At 46.6% G+C, this 14,832-nt stretch carries 17 protein-coding genes; 1 reads left to right on the top strand and 16 read right to left on the bottom strand.

Annotation, left to right across the window (positions count from 1 at the left end):
- Positions 1-22: 22 nt before the first annotated feature.
- The 11 genes from KNQ18_RS04955 to prsW form a co-directional block, all read right to left on the bottom strand.
- The gene (locus KNQ18_RS04955) at positions 23-601 is read right to left on the bottom strand and encodes a heptaprenyl diphosphate synthase component 1 (protein ID WP_023468642.1); all 579 of its coding nucleotides are present in this window, start codon (positions 599-601) and stop codon (positions 23-25) included.
- A 140-nt stretch (positions 602-741) separates the two neighbouring features.
- Positions 742-1,014, bottom strand: a complete 273-nt coding sequence (locus KNQ18_RS04950) for an HU family DNA-binding protein (RefSeq protein WP_012370671.1) — start codon at positions 1,012-1,014, stop codon at positions 742-744.
- Between the two features lie 85 nt (positions 1,015-1,099).
- Positions 1,100-1,834 carry a hypothetical protein gene (locus KNQ18_RS04945; protein ID WP_029342012.1) on the bottom strand — a complete coding sequence of 245 codons (735 nt, stop codon included), beginning with the start codon at positions 1,832-1,834 and terminating at the stop codon, positions 1,100-1,102.
- On the bottom strand, positions 1,831-2,007 hold the full coding sequence (locus tag KNQ18_RS04940; RefSeq protein WP_034786022.1) for a DUF2768 domain-containing protein: 177 nt from the start codon (positions 2,005-2,007) through the stop codon (positions 1,831-1,833). Before KNQ18_RS04940 ends, KNQ18_RS04945 begins: the two co-directional genes overlap by 4 nt.
- A gap of 39 nt (positions 2,008-2,046) precedes the next feature.
- Positions 2,047-3,072 carry an NAD(P)H-dependent glycerol-3-phosphate dehydrogenase gene (locus KNQ18_RS04935; protein WP_058704888.1) on the bottom strand — a complete coding sequence of 342 codons (1,026 nt, stop codon included), beginning with the start codon at positions 3,070-3,072 and terminating at the stop codon, positions 2,047-2,049.
- Between the two features lie 14 nt (positions 3,073-3,086).
- On the bottom strand, positions 3,087-4,397 hold the full coding sequence (der, locus tag KNQ18_RS04930; RefSeq protein ID WP_029342014.1) for a ribosome biogenesis GTPase Der: 1,311 nt from the start codon (positions 4,395-4,397) through the stop codon (positions 3,087-3,089).
- 123 nt (positions 4,398-4,520) lie between these two features.
- On the bottom strand, positions 4,521-5,654 hold the full coding sequence (gene rpsA / locus KNQ18_RS04925; RefSeq protein ID WP_050677442.1) for a 30S ribosomal protein S1: 1,134 nt from the start codon (positions 5,652-5,654) through the stop codon (positions 4,521-4,523).
- 102 nt (positions 5,655-5,756) lie between these two features.
- Complete coding sequence (locus KNQ18_RS04920; protein WP_214723560.1) at positions 5,757-6,356, bottom strand: lysophospholipid acyltransferase family protein; 600 nt, start codon at positions 6,354-6,356, stop codon at positions 5,757-5,759.
- Positions 6,353-7,027 (bottom strand): (d)CMP kinase, encoded by a 675-nt coding sequence (gene cmk / locus KNQ18_RS04915; RefSeq protein ID WP_214723562.1) that lies wholly within the window; start codon positions 7,025-7,027, stop codon positions 6,353-6,355. The genes KNQ18_RS04920 and cmk overlap by 4 nt, the downstream gene beginning before the upstream one ends.
- A gap of 76 nt (positions 7,028-7,103) precedes the next feature.
- On the bottom strand, positions 7,104-7,760 hold the full coding sequence (locus KNQ18_RS04910; RefSeq protein ID WP_214723564.1) for a flagellar brake protein: 657 nt from the start codon (positions 7,758-7,760) through the stop codon (positions 7,104-7,106).
- Positions 7,761-7,779: 19 nt separating this feature from the next.
- The gene (gene prsW, locus KNQ18_RS04905; RefSeq protein ID WP_023468651.1) at positions 7,780-8,457 is read right to left on the bottom strand and encodes a glutamic-type intramembrane protease PrsW; all 678 of its coding nucleotides are present in this window, start codon (positions 8,455-8,457) and stop codon (positions 7,780-7,782) included.
- Between the two features lie 168 nt (positions 8,458-8,625).
- On the opposite strand from prsW, the gene KNQ18_RS04900 reads away from it, so the two are divergent.
- The gene (locus KNQ18_RS04900) at positions 8,626-9,594 is read left to right on the top strand and encodes an asparaginase (RefSeq protein WP_214723566.1); all 969 of its coding nucleotides are present in this window, start codon (positions 8,626-8,628) and stop codon (positions 9,592-9,594) included.
- 53 nt (positions 9,595-9,647) lie between these two features.
- Here KNQ18_RS04900 and KNQ18_RS04895 read toward each other — a convergent pair whose 3' ends face one another.
- The 5 genes from KNQ18_RS04895 to KNQ18_RS04875 form a co-directional block, all read right to left on the bottom strand.
- Positions 9,648-10,637, bottom strand: coding sequence for a YpdA family putative bacillithiol disulfide reductase (locus KNQ18_RS04895; RefSeq protein WP_214723568.1), 990 nt, complete (start codon positions 10,635-10,637; stop codon positions 9,648-9,650).
- 121 nt (positions 10,638-10,758) lie between these two features.
- A complete protein-coding gene (locus KNQ18_RS04890) occupies positions 10,759-12,024 on the bottom strand; it encodes a Glu/Leu/Phe/Val family dehydrogenase (RefSeq protein ID WP_023468654.1) in 1,266 nt (421 codons plus the stop codon).
- A gap of 134 nt (positions 12,025-12,158) precedes the next feature.
- On the bottom strand, positions 12,159-13,103 hold the full coding sequence (locus KNQ18_RS04885) for a D-alanine--D-alanine ligase (protein ID WP_214723570.1): 945 nt from the start codon (positions 13,101-13,103) through the stop codon (positions 12,159-12,161).
- Between the two features lie 139 nt (positions 13,104-13,242).
- The gene (locus KNQ18_RS04880) at positions 13,243-13,833 is read right to left on the bottom strand and encodes an adaptor protein MecA (RefSeq protein WP_195864803.1); all 591 of its coding nucleotides are present in this window, start codon (positions 13,831-13,833) and stop codon (positions 13,243-13,245) included.
- Positions 13,834-13,889: 56 nt separating this feature from the next.
- Positions 13,890-14,774, bottom strand: a complete 885-nt coding sequence (locus KNQ18_RS04875) for a MerR family transcriptional regulator (RefSeq protein WP_195864802.1) — start codon at positions 14,772-14,774, stop codon at positions 13,890-13,892.
- Positions 14,775-14,832 lie beyond the last annotated feature (58 nt).

Raw genomic sequence — 14,832 nt, 5'->3', positions numbered from 1 at the left:
ACCGCTCACCCTTTCCAAGATCTCATGCTACCGCCATCTGCTCGAGATGCGATAACAGTAATTTCTGTGCGACCAGATCCAATTGTTCTGCCTGTTGTTGAATGATCTGTCGCCCCTGTCGTGTCAGCCATTCTCGTTTCGTGATTGCCGCGAGTCCTTGCATTAATCCGAACTCTGCTGTTAACCATAAGAGAACCCGTTCTTCCGTCGATGCATAATTCATTTCGTGAAGGGCACACTTTGCTTCGTTGACCCGTTGAATCGTCCGTCCGAGTGAAACGAGAATCTCTTTTGGTAACCCAGCTAGCTGTTCGAAAAAGTAGCTCGAGAATAAATCCCCTGCTAATACAAGCAACTGTCGCTCCTTCGAACCGCGTAGCGTTTCATTGACACGCTCATGCAGACGTAGCGCTACTTGTGCGAAATGAATCGCTTTGACGAGTGCTTCCGTATCCAGCGTGTCATGTTGAGCGACATCAATCAACCAACTGATCTGTTCACGATCGATGGAAGGGAAATCCACATGTCGAGCCAATCGTGTCGTTTGTTTAGTGGTGAGTGCAGTGATGATTTCATCCACGCGCAGCTCATGTTGTTCCATGCTTTTACCCCCCGATCTCCAGTGCCATCTCGTTGATGGACGTTCTTCTTTTTTAATATACCATAATCGGCGGGCTTTCACGCTTCTGAATGTCCACAAAAAAGCCGCCCGAGAAAATCTCGGGCGACTATGTAGCCGGATTACTTCACAGCATCTTTCAATGCTTTACCTGGTTTGAAGGCAGGTACTTTGCTTGCTGGAATCTCGATATCTTCTTTCGTACGTGGGTTGCGACCTTTACGGGCTGCACGCTCACGGACTTCGAAGTTACCAAATCCAATCAATTGGACTTTCTCTCCAGACTGAAGTGTCTCAGTGATCGATTCGAATGTTGATTCAACAACTTTCGTCACGTCTTTTTTTGTAAGACCTGATTTTTCGACGACTGCTTGAATGAGTTCAGTTTTGTTCATTACTTTCACCCCCTCCCAATCACTTCTTCGAGGGTAATCATACCCCATAAACGTTGCTATTACAACATTTTCGTGTAAATAACGTTCAATTTTCAGATTCTTCGCTCGATTCCTCTGAAAACACAGGTTCGCCTTTTTCGTTTATCGTGTAGCTTTGAGAATAGGCAGGGACAAAAGGTTGATCTTCATAGAGCAAATACCGAATATCCTGACCGACTTTCGGCTTTTTCTTCGCAGTTTGAACAGCTTTCTTCAACTCAGGTAAATAGTTGATGAAGAGGCGTCCTTGACCATCGACATAGATCGACAACTTTTCATCTGAATACGGACTTGGGACAGTCGGTTCTTTTTTGATGAATAGTTTTTTATAGTCAAGCGTAAACTGGTTTTTTCCGAACGATCCTTTAAACGGATACTTTTCGTTCTTCTTCCGATACGCATCAATCCGAACTTGGAGCTTCTGTAACTCTTCTGCAACAAGTAAATCCATCAACTTAACAGTCGGTTTCGTGTCGACATCGACTAACAGATAGATGAATGTTCCTCCACCTTCAAAACTGTTCGATGGTGGATCACTCATATAACGCGGAATGAGCCGCCCTAATTCGATTTGATAACGCTCCATGAGCGGAGTATCTGCTTCCATCGTCTTGATGGGCAAAACACCCGTGTCTTTTTGATACGCATCGACAGCATCCTGTACGGTACGCAACTGTTGCGGATACGGTACGCGGTTCGACGGTTTCTGACTGTCTGGAAACAGACAACCCGATAACAACGTCACCGGAATGAGCATGAGGATCACGAACCACTTCTTCATGCGCTTGGCCCCGCCATGACAATGAATACCATGATGATCGACGCAACGATGAAACATACGAATGCCAAAGTCGATACGAGAACCTGCCATATCCCCTTCAACTTCGTCCGACTGACCGTGACCAGCAAGACACTGATCGCAAAGAGTCCAATGCCAGCGAACGAGATCCACATTTTTATTAATCCTGGACTCAAGGTTTCCACCCCACTCCGTTAATCTTTCGTCGTGAAGAGATGCTCGATCTCATTTTTCTGTGGTCGTTGCATCAACTTTTTGACTTCTTCTTCCGGTGTATGACCGTCAAAGAGAACATGGTAGAGGGCGGAAGTGATTGGGAGTTCACACTGTTTCGTCTCCGCCAAATCATATGCCGCTTGAGTCGCGCGAACACCTTCGACGACCATTCCCATGTTTTCTAGCACCGTCTCTAATTTTTCGCCGCGACCGATGGCATTCCCCGCACGCCAATTTCGACTATGAACCGATGTACAAGTAACGATCAAGTCACCCATTCCTGTCAATCCAGTGAACGTCATCGGGTTAGCTCCAAGCATCGTACCGAGACGTGCGATTTCGACCATTCCACGCGTAATCAATGCTGCTTTGGCATTGTCCCCGTAACCGAGACCATCCGTCATACCTGCGGCAAGCGCAATGATATTTTTGAGCGCCCCACCGAGCTCAGCTCCAATGATATCCGCATTCAGATAGACGCGGAAGTTTTCATTCGTAAACAGCTCCTGCACACGACCAGCCTCTTCTAAATCATCCGATGCGATGGTCACTGTCGTTGGTTTACGTAACGCGACCTCTTCAGCATGCGATGGACCCGTCAAGACACAAACCGCTTTGCGTTTCGCAGGATCGACCTCTGCTTCGATTAATTCTGACAACCGAAGATGGGTCTTTGGCTCGATTCCTTTTGACGCATGAATCAGAACGACTGGTTCCGTCAACAATTCATTCAATTGTCGGGAAACCGAACGAATCGCAGAGGACGGTGTGACGATCAAGATATGTGTTGCGCCTTCAACCGCCACTTTAAGATCCGTCGTCGCCTTCAATGATTGTGGTAACATGACACCCGGCAAAAATTGCGCGTTTTCATGATGTTCATTGATGCGGTCGACAGTTGTTTGTTCACGACCGTAAAGCATGACTTCCTGATCATTATCGGCTAGGACGAGCGAGAGCGCCGTTCCCCAGCTTCCCGCTCCGATGACAGCGATTTTGGTCATACTGACTCACCCCATTATTGTTTTTGACGAGCTAAAATCCGGATTGGTGTACCTGTAAAATCAAATGCTTCCCGAATCCGATTCTCAAGATATCGTTTATAAGAGAAGTGCAGCAATTCTGGATCATTGACGAACAAGACGAACGTTGGCGGACGTGAGGCGACTTGAGTCGCGTAGTTGATCCGAAGACGAACGCCTTTATCCGTCGGCGCTGGGTTCATCGCGACAGCGTCAACGATGACATCGTTCAAGACGCTTGTCTGAATCCGTTGTGCATGGCTGTGCGCTGCTTGTTGAATGACCGGTAGCAACGTCTGCAAACGACGTTTTGTTTTCGCTGAGACGAAGACGATGGGTGCATAGTCAAGGAAACGGAATTCTTCCCGAATCTCTTCTTGCATCTTTTTCATCGTCTTATCATCTTTTTCGACAGCATCCCATTTATTGACGACAATGATGACCGCGCGACCTGCTTCGTGAGCATATCCCGCCACTTTTTTATCTTGCTCGATAATGCCTTCTTCGCCATCAAGCACGACACAGACGACATCTGCCCGTTCGATTGCTTTTTGAGCACGCATGACGCTGAAACGTTCTGTTGATTCATAGACTTTCCCGCGTTTTCGCATCCCGGCCGTATCGATGATGACGTATTCTTGCTCATCTCGCGTAAACGGTGTATCGATCGCATCGCGTGTAGTACCAGCGATGTTTGAAACGATGACACGTTCTTCACCGAGAATCGAGTTCGTCATACTTGATTTCCCGACGTTCGGACGACCAATCAAGGCAAACTTGATCGTGCTTTCGTCATATTCTAATTCTTCTTTATCTGGTGCGAGTTCAAGGACACGGTCGAGTAAGTCACCTAGACCAAGACCATGTGTACCAGAAATCGGGAACAAGTCTCCGAATCCAAGGGAGTAAAATTCATACATTAAATCACGCATTTCAAAGTTATCGACTTTGTTGACAGCTACGACGACTGGTTTGTTCGAACGGAATAACATGTTCGCGACTTCCTCATCCGCTGCTGTGATTCCTTCGCGTCCGTTCACCATGAAAATGATGACATCCGCTTCATCAATGGCGAGCTCCGCCTGATGACGCATCATTTGAAGTAGGGGCTCATCCCCGACTTCGATTCCACCTGTATCAATCAAATGAAAATGACGATTCAGCCATTCTCCAGTTCCGTAAATACGGTCGCGGGTAACGCCTGGCTTGTCTTCTACGATTGAAACCCGATCTCCAATCACCCGGTTAAAAATCGTCGACTTTCCGATATTTGGGCGACCTACGATCGCCACGACTGGAATTGCCATCCCAACACCTTCTTTCTCTTCTCTCGCTTCATAGCCGTTCTATTGTATCAAATCAAACTGTCATATACCATAACAAACCGCATATAAAAAGCGGACACGCTTGTGTCCGCTTTGTGTCATTGCTTATTCTTTCTTATCAGAATCGTCCTCAGTCAAGTCAGCGACCGAGAATCCTTCTGATTGATTCGTATAATCTGAATAATCGTCAGCGGATGATTCTTCCTCTTCAAGGACACGTGTTGATAGCGAAATCTTATGCTCATCAAGACGTACTTCAAGTACCTTTGCCTCGATTTCCTGTCCTTCTTCGAGTACTTCCGAAGGTGAACCGATGTGACGGTTCGCGATTTGCGAAATGTGCAAAAGTCCTTCTACTTGCGGCGCAAGTTCGATGAAAGCACCGAATTGGACGAGACGGCGTACACGTCCTTTGACGATATCGCCAGCTTCGATCTTCCCTTCCATCTGTTGCCATGGACCAGGTTGTGTTTCCTTGATCGATAACTTAACCTTTTCCGTATCACGGTCGACACCAAGTACTTTGACTTCGACTTTTTGACCTTCCGTGACGATATCCGAAGGACGTTCGACACGGTGGTGTGCCATCTCCGAAATATGAACGAGACCGTCAACGCCACCGATATCAACGAAAGCACCAAAGTCCGTTAAACGTTGGACTGTACCTTCGAGGATTTGACCTACTTCTAAATTTTCGAGTGTCTCTTTTTTCTTCGCGTTCAATTCGCCTTCAACGACGGCTTTGTGCGAGAGAATGACACGGTTCTTCTCTTGATCGAGTTCAACGACCTTGACTTCGATCGAACGACCAATGTAATCCGAGAAATCCTCGACATAATGCCGTTCGACGAGTGACGCCGGAATGAATCCGCGGACACCGATATCAACGACGAGTCCACCTTTGACGATGTCTTTGACGACAACTTCAAAGATCTCACCTGATTTATACTTCTCTTCTACTTGCTCCCACGCTTTGAGCGCGTCGATTTCTCGTTTCGAGACGACGACCTCTTCATCCGTGATTTTCTTGACCTTCACTTGTAGTTCATCTCCGACGTTCAGCACGCCGCGAATATCATCGAGATGAAGACTCGATACTTCGCTGATCGGTAAGATGGCTTCTGTTTTATATCCGATATCAATGAGTGCTTGCTTGTCTTCAATTTTCACGACCATTCCGGTAACTACCTGGTCCCGATGAATTTCAAAATCAGGCATATCTTTCATTTCTTCGACCATTCCAAAACAACCTCCTCACGATGAGTACAAGAAACGCCTGACATATGTCAATGCGTTTATCCTGCTTCTAACTTCTTACAATTCTGACTATTTGTCAAGGTATTAAGCGTGATTGAAGTAGACGGATTTGATTTCGTCCATGATTCGGTCAGAAATCGATTTCGCTGCGCCGCGTTGGTCACGTAAATCCGAAATATCAACCGGTTTTCCGATCGCAACGTGCATCCGTTTGAACGGACGGTATGATCCGATGATGGCAATCGGTAAAATCTGCGCATTCGATCGTAAGGCAAAGAACCCGACCCCTGGTTGTGCTGCTGTAAATTCACCTGGCGCAGATCGCGTTCCTTCTGGGAAAATACCGACCGTCTCATCTGAATTCAATAGTTCAATCGTCCGTTTCAAGGCTTGACGATCTCCTTGACCGCGACCGACAGGGTATGTTCCTGCCGCAATCATTAATTGTTTTAAGGCAGGAACTTTGAACAGTTCTTCTTTTGCCATGTAACGTACCGCACGTTTTGGCGGAATCGCACTGACGAGGAAGACCGGGTCCCAGTTCGAACTGTGATTGGCACAGACGAGTAAGGAACCGTCTTTTGGAATGTTCTCCTGCCCCGTTACCTTCACTCGAAAGACTGTTTTGGCAATGACCCAAACGACGAACCGCGCAATCCGGTAAACGGTATCTTGACGTTTCATTTTAAAACACCTTCCGTTAGTTCCATCAAACGGACGACGACATCATCAATCGTCATCTCTGTCGTATCGAGATAAAGCGCATCGTCAGCTTGGCGCAATGGTGAGACTTCACGCTCACTGTCTCGTTTATCACGTAACGCGATCTCTTCTTGAAGAATCGTGATGTCACTGTCCATCCCACGCGCGATATTTTCGCGGTGTCTTCGAGCTGCACGCTCTTCCACAGTTGCCGTCAAAAAGACTTTTAATTCTGCATCCGGCAATACGACTGTGCCGATATCACGTCCATCCATGACGATCCCACCGCGTTCAGCTAATTTCCGCTGTGCCGTGACGAGCGCAGCCCGAACTTCTTTTTGGCGAGCGACGAACGAGACATTATTCGTGATTTCGATCGAGCGAATCGCATCCGTCACTTCGCGATCACCAATAAAGACACGTTGCCCGTTTTCACCTGGTGTTAAACGAATATCAAGCGATTTCATCAATTCGCCGAGCACTTCACCATTGTTGAGGTCAAGCGATTGTTCTAGTGCTGCCAGTGTGACGGCCCGGTACATCGCTCCTGTATCGATATATACATAGTCAAGGCGCGCTGCCAATTGTTTTGCGATCGTACTTTTTCCAGCACCCGCTGGTCCATCTAAAGCGATTTGAATCTTTTTCATCATCCATCCAATCCTTCCATCTTCCCTATGATTGATAGGGATTCATTCTTCCGAACGTTATCATAGCAAAAAAATGCGGTTAGGTGAATGGATTCATGCCCCTTCTTGAACTTTTCATTTGCATTTGATAACAGTGACGCAATACAAGTTCACGACTTCTGTCGGGAATCATCGTAAATTGAAATGCTAATTCATATCGTTCTTCGCGCCGATCAACTCGGACGAGTTCAGCGATGACATCTAACGTACTCGATATGCCCTCACTTGTAGGCAAAATGAATGTCATTTCCACCTCTTCCTCTTTTTGAACCGGTAATTGATCCGACAAGATCATCATCCCTCCAGCCGATAGATCGAGCGTCACCGTTGTAAACGGCTCGAACTGCGTTTTATGAGGGTGTACAGCAACATCGAGTATTTGCGGTACTCGGACGAACTGACGTCGTTGGATGCGTTCGATTTGATCATCCTTCGGTCGTTTCAAAGCATATCGTTGACCGCGAAGTGGATCATTTTGTCGTTCAACGACGACCGTATCAAATCCAAATAATTTGCCCTTCTCCTTAAAGAAATAAAATGAAACTTCTTCTTGCTCTGACAAGATGAATGTTTTGAGTGTCGCGACCTCACTCGGTGCTTCAATCCAAATCAATCGATTCGTCACAGCCGTCACCTTTGAGCGACCTTGTCGATCCTCACTATTCGAAAGCATTACCAAATCCCCGATTTCCATCATACTACTTCGCTCCTACTCTCTATTCGATGCCATCTGAATGTTGTTTTTTTCGTTTAAATCGCCGATTTAAACGATTGGCACCTCGTACTTGAAATAATCCAATCGTCCATAGGATGACCATGAAGACGATCGGCAAAAAAGATATACCACCATTTTCCAATATTAACAAATTAAATAAGATATGCGCAAATACCGGAAGCGCAATCGAGAGCGACAACCAGCGATAAGGATGAGGCGAGAATTTCGCCATCCCCATGAAGAATCCCATGATGACCGCAAACAAAGCATGACCAGATACGGGTAAGAGTGCCCGAAACAGCATATGTTCGACTGTTCCATTCACCATCAGATATAAGATATTCTCAAGCGTTGCGAACCCAAGTGAACAGGCTACCGCATAGATGATCCCGTCGTAATAATCATTAAACCGTTGATGGATATAGACCGTATAAAAGACGACAAACCATTTGGCGAATTCTTCCGTAACAGCTGTTCGAATCAACTGCACCTCTTCACGCCCACCAAATTCGGTCTGGACGATATAGTCGATGAACATCAAGGGAAAGACGAGTAAAATACCGAAAATGAAACTTCGAAGGATATAGCCGACTGGCTCCGATTCATGTTCGTGACGTAGATAAAAATAAGTTAGGAGTGCGATGCCTGGGGCAACTCCGGAGAAAACGATTTGAACCACGCTTCCTCTCCCCCTTTCTTCCTCATTTATAAGAATAAAGGTTTCTTGGAAAAAAGAAAACGTCCTCGTTGTTTCAAGAGGGAAAAAGGTTACAATATGGGAGAACGAATCGAATCCGTCATAGAAAGTAGGTGAAGGTCTTCTGTCTGTAGACAAGGACCCTTTAGCATGAAATCATTATTACTCATTCATACGGGTGGAACGATCGCCATGGCACAGGATCATTCTGGTCATGTCTTACCAAACGATATCAATCCACTCGACGCTTCACTCCCGCGTGCAACAGATATTGCCAACATTACGACGCGTCACTTCGCAAACTTACCTTCTCCGCATATGACACCTGACATCATGTTGCGTCTAGCCCATTTCATCGAGAGTGAGCTCAAGAAGGAACATTACGACGGCGTCGTCATCACTCACGGAACGGACACACTGGAAGAGACGGCTTATTTCTTACATTTGACGCTTGGTGCACCTGTTCCGATCGTTTTGACAGGAGCCATGCGTTCTTCTAATGAGGTCGGATCCGATGGTGAGTTTAATCTGATTACGGCACTTCGTGTCGCTGTCAGTGAAGCTGCGCACGGAAAAGGTGTCCTCGTCGTCTTCAACGGGGAAATCCATTCGGCATTCAACGTCACAAAAACGCACACGTCATCCGTCGATACATTCAAATCCGTTCATTTCGGAAATCTTGGGATGGTAACGAAGGATCATGTCTACTTATTCAATACACCGCTCTTGAAACAAACACATATGGTGACTTCGCTCTCAAAACGGGTCGCCGTTCTTAAAGTCTATGCCGGTATGGAACCCGACCTATTACTTGCTGTGAAACAACTCGGTTATGATGGACTCGTCCTTGAAGTCCTCGGTCAAGGAAATGTACCACCAAGTATCGTGGATGCCATCGCTGAATTGATTACCGTCATGCCGATCGTCATCGTCAGCCGTTGCTTCAACGGAATCGTTCAAGACGTCTACGGATATACGGGTGGTGGACAACAATTAAAAGAACTCGGCGTCATTTTCTCGAATGGACTGAATTCACAAAAAGCGCGGCTTAAACTGATGGTCGAACTCGAAATCGATGCTTCACAACTAGAACTCGAAGAATCATTCCGCGTTGAATAAATGAAAAAAACCTCTTGATCCGGAAATTCATCTTCCAAATCAAGAGGTTTTGTTTAGGCTTGTATCGATGCACCACGTAGCCGTTCAACGAGATGGTTGGCAATGTTTGCACCGTGAAAACGTCCATTTTCAATAAATATTTTATTGGCATCATATCCTGCTGCGACGACACCTGCGATGTAGATGCCCGGGACATTCGATTCCATCGTCTCTTCGTCGTGACTTGGAATACCTGTTTTACGATCAATCGTAATGCCTGTGTCAGCGAACAATCCGACATCGGGTGTGTAACCTGTCATCGCAAAAACAAAATCAGCACGGACGGTCTGTTTATCTCCATCTATTTGATAAACCACCTCTTGCTCCGTAATTTCTTCGATTGACGCTCCAAAAATCATCTTGACCTTTTCCGAACGAACGAGAGATTCGAAGTTCGGCAACACCCATGGTTTGATGGATGGACTATACTCCGGTCCACGGTAAAGGACGGTCACACGTGCTCCCGCTTTTTCAAGTTCAATCGCTGCATCAACGCTCGAATTTTTCCCACCGATAACGACGACATCTTGATCAAAATACGGATGTCCTTCCGTAAAGTAGTGCGAGACATGAGGTAATTCCTCTCCAGGAACATCCATTCGGTTCGGTAAACCATAATAACCTGTCGCAAGCACGACGGAGCGAGCTTCTCGGCTTCTTTTTTCCCCGGAACGCTCCGAGTGGATGATAAAATGATCCGCTTGACGTTCAATCCGCTCGACCGTCTCAAACGGACGAATCGTCAATTGTTTTCGTTTGACGACTTCTCGATAATAGACGAGCGCGTCGAGACGTCGCGGTTTTAATTCTTTATTGATGAACGGTACACCACCAATTTCTAACTTCTCACTACTTGAAAAGAACGTTTGATGCGTCGGATAACGATAAATCGCTTCGACGATATTTCCCTTTTCGAGCACTTCGACGTCTAGTCCCCGATCTTGCATTTCGATCGCTGCCGATAACCCACACGGTCCTGCACCGATTACGATACAATCTAACATTCGAATATCTCCTCTTCCGGTTGCTTTTTTTATATCTTAGCAAATCTCTACCATAGACGAAAGAAATTGCAATGCAAAACGCCCGCTCTTCGCAAAGAAGAAGCGGACGTTCATTATCATATTAGACCCAACCACGGAAACGAGATGCTTCCGCCATCTTCCGGACACCTACCATATAAGCGGCAAGTCGCATGTCGACATTACGCGTCTGCGCTGTCTGATAGACTTGGTTGAACGAGTTCACGAGTACTTTTTCAAGTTTCTCGTGTACTTCCTCTTCCGTCCAGTAATACCCTTGGTTGTTTTGGACCCATTCGAAGTAAGAAACCGTTACGCCACCACTCGAAGCAAGAACATCCGGAACGATCAGGATGTCACGTTCAGCGAGAATTTTCGTCGCCTCGTTCGTCGTCGGACCGTTAGCCGCTTCAACGACGATCGCTGCTTTGATATCGTGCGCATTGTCTTCTGTGATTTGATTCTCGATTGCTGCCGGAACAAGAATATCACATTCAAGTTCAAGCAATTCTTTATTCGAGATCGTATTTTTGAACAATGTCGTCACGGTACCGAACGAGTCACGACGGTCGAGTAGGTATGGAATATCGAGACCGTTTGGATCATGGAGTGCTCCGTACGCATCGCTGATCGCGATGACTTTTGCACCTAAATCATACATGAATTTCGATAAGAAACTTCCGGCGTTGCCGAATCCTTGAACGACGACACGTGCGCCTTCGAGCGAGATACCCTTTTTAGCAGCCGCTTCCCGAATCATGATTGCGACACCTTTCGCCGTCGCTGTCTCACGCCCGTGTGAGCCACCGAGGACGAGCGGTTTCCCTGTAATGAAACCAGGTGAGTTGAATTCATCGATTCGACTGTATTCATCCATCATCCATGCCATGATTTGCGAGTTCGTGAAGACGTCAGGTGCTGGAATATCCTTCGTCGGTCCAACGATTTGACTGATAGCACGGACATATCCACGGCTGAGACGTTCGATTTCACGGAAGCTCATCTCACGTGGATCACAGATGATTCCGCCTTTACCGCCGCCGTATGGTAAGTCAACGATACCTGCCTTCAGACTCATCCAGACGGATAATGCTTTGACTTCAACTTCCGTCACGTTCGGGTGGAAGCGAATTCCACCTTTCGTTGGTCCAACGGCATCGTTATGTTGCGCACGATATCCTGTGAAGATTTTCGTCGAACCATCATCCATCCGTACCGGAATCCGGACTGTCAACATCCGGAGTGGTTCTTTAAGTAATTCGTACATCTCGTCTGGATAACCAAGTTTCCCTAGTGCCTCCTTGACGATTTCTTGTGTCGCTTCCAGTACGTTCTTGCGGTGATTCGCATGTTGTTGGTCAGTGATCATTCCAACGTTCCTCCCCATAAGTGGCATCCCCTATGCCGTTTCCTTGTTCGGATAAAGTATACTCTTTTCTCGAACGTAATGAAAGGGGTTACGCCTATATTTGTAAGCGCTTTCTCACTTCTTTTCCTAGGATATCATTGATTTGGTTGTTTTGTTTGACGATGTCGTTCGATCGCCAGTTCCATGAAATATTCGACCAATTCCGGATATTCGATTCCCACTGCTCGTGCACCGTCCGGGAATAAACTGGTCGAAGTCATACCAGGAAGTGTATTCGTCTCCAAGATGACTGGATTTCCGGATTCCGGTACTAGGAAATCAGATCGCGAGTATCCTGCACAGCCAAGGACTTGGTGCGCTTTAACAGCCCATTCTTGAAGTTTTTCTGTCGTTGTCTCATCCAGCTCAGCAGGACAAATATGCTCCGAACCTCCGATGGCATATTTGGATTCATAGTCATAAAAGGCGTTCTTCGGAATGATCTCGATGACCGGCAATGCTTTTTCTGCACCTTTATGACCGACGACCGGCACTGTCACTTCACGCCCTTTAATGAACTGTTCGACAAGCACTGCATCGTCCGCTTCAAAGGCTTTAGCGATTCCTTCACGTAACATCGTCTCATCTTGAGCAATCGTCAATCCGTTTGATGAGCCTTCTTGTGCTGGTTTGACGACACAAGGAAATTGACCATTCCACTCTACGATTTTTGCTTCGATATCATCTCCACGCTCTAACAGCACATCACGGGCGATCGTAATGCCTGCTTTATCAAAGTGAACTTTCGAACGTGCCTTATCCATCGCTAGCGCTGACGCTAACACACCTGAACCTGTATATGGAATGTCTGCCAGTTCAAGCAATGCTTGTACGCGTCCATCTTCACCAATTTTCCCGTGAAGAGCGATGACAGCCACATCTACATCCAGCTGGAAGAGTTCATGCGCTTGATCAGGGTGGAAATCAACAGCCGTGACCTCATGCCCTTTACTGTTTAATGCTTCCATGATCGACTTTCCACTGTTTAATGAAACCTCCCGTTCTCCTGAAGTCCCACCGTATAATACTGCCACTTTCATCCTACTTCACTCCTTCTTCTTACGTTCAATGATTATCATACCATCCTTCTGACGATGAAAAAATACAAAATGGTGCCACTTCCAGCAGAACACAAAAAGGTGCGGCATCCCCCTATGAGGGAATGTCGCACTTGATGTTTTACATATTAAACTGTTCAGCTATCGTTGCGACGGCATGTTCCGCCTGAATCGTTTTCCCATACTCCGCCATGACAAGTGGACTTTTCGGGCTCGGTTCACCGTATTCAGACAAAATCGTCGTCACCGTCTGCTCGAGCGCCTCATTCATTCGTTCTTGGAAATAGAGATAATAGCTTCCCTCGAAGAAGTAGAGGCTACCACCTGTCTCTGTACGAGGCATATGTCGCAATAATCCATGACTCGCTTGAATGACGTCTTCTAGCGATTGTAGAGCATATAAGACGTGATGGACGATATCAACTGTCATACGGATTTCGACTTGATCGAACTCCTCGTTCATCTCTTCTGGCAAATCGCCTTCACGACGTACATCAACGAGCATCCCGTCATTCGGAAAGAATGTAACGAAAAATTCGAGTGTTCCCGCTGCTTGAAAACCAAAATTCGATTCGGCTTCTTCTAATAGATTACGCAATAAAGCTTGTCCCTTCCCGACAGCCAACGTTTCTGGTCGAACGTCGTGAAGCGATAACTCCTGCTTTGTGATGAAGACACGAAGGTGTCCTTGTTTCATTTGTTCAAACCTCATATAGACTCCTCCAGTCAAAACCGGAAACCTGATGTCTCCGTTCGCTATGAATCATACTATACACCAGTTGTCGGAGTGAGTCGACTTAACCAACTTTTCCAAGATTGATCGTCTGCACCAAGTAAATGTGGACCATACCGTTCCGGCAGCTGATCGACCGCATAACCTCCAAGACCAATCTCAAGATCCGGAAAATCAGCCATCAAACGTGCCAGCGCTTCATCGAGCAACGGTAAATGATCCGATAACGTGCAGGAAAGAATAACGGCTTTCGGTTGCAGCTGGTGTGTGACCGTCACCAAATCCTGAACCGGTATACCGGAACCGAGGAAAATGACATCAAATCCAGATTGTCGTAAATAAAGTGTAAAGAAAAGTAGTCCGAGTTCGTGTTCTTCTTCCGGCGCACAGACACAGACGATTCGTGGTAAGAACGGATTGATCGGCATCTGTAACGACAATGTCGAAAGGCGAGCTCTCAGAAATGCCGTCGCAAAATGCTCGTGCGCAATCGTGATCTCCCCCGACTCCCACTTCACTCCGATCTCATGCAAAAGTGGACCGACGATGTCCTGAATCACTTTATCGAAGCTAAACATCGAGAATGCTTTATTCATGATGTCATGCGCATGTCGTTCTTCAAAGTTCGTCAATGCCTGAAATAACTGATCTCGCAGTTCGACTCCGTAATCGTGCGGTACTTCAGCCCGATTGACAGGCATCTCATACAACTGGATTGCTTTAGAGACAGATAACCCCTCTTTTTGTTTATCGACGATCCAGCGTAATTTCGCGACATCGTTATCACTATAGATGCGATGTCCGGATTCACTTCGATCCGGATCAAGCACCTGATATCTCCGCTCCCAAGCACGAATGGTCGTCGGGTTGAGTCCCACTAACGCAGCGACTGCTTTGATATTATATTTCCCACGATCCATGCATCGTGCCTCCTTCCCCTTCCTTTCTAGTATACGCTGAAAGGAAAAAAATCTCCGT

The organism is Exiguobacterium sp. s78 (assembly GCF_018618985.1).
GTDB classification, from domain to species: domain Bacteria; phylum Bacillota; class Bacilli; order Exiguobacteriales; family Exiguobacteriaceae; genus Exiguobacterium_A; species Exiguobacterium_A abrahamii.
Note: the sequence above shows the minus strand (reverse complement) of the source record. Positions and strands in the feature narration are given on the sequence as shown.